Raw genomic sequence first — 376 nt, forward strand, 5'->3', positions numbered from 1 at the left:
TAGGTCTCGCAGTCAAGCTCCCTTGTGCCTTTACACTCTACGAATGATTTCCAACCATTCTGAGGGAACCTTTGGGCGCCTCCGTTACTCTTTAGGAGGCGACCGCCCCAGTCAAACTGCCCACCTGACACTGTCTCCCACCCCGATAAGGGGCGCGGGTTAGAATTTCAATACAGCCAGGGTAGTATCCCACCACCGCCTCCACCGAAGCTAGCGCTCCGGCTTCTCAGGCTCCTACCTATCCTGTACAAGCTGTACCAAAATTCAATATCAGGCTGCAGTAAAGCTCCACGGGGTCTTTCCGTCCTGTCGCGGGTAACCTGCATCTTCACAGGTACTATAATTTCACCGAGTCTCTCGTTGAGACAGTGCCCAG

At 54.0% G+C, this 376-nt stretch carries 1 rRNA gene; it reads right to left on the bottom strand.

The window, feature by feature from the left end:
• Positions 1-376 (bottom strand): 23S ribosomal RNA (locus CVN76_RS00420); the annotation flags it as partial.

This window comes from Bacillus sp. mrc49, from assembly GCF_002803435.1.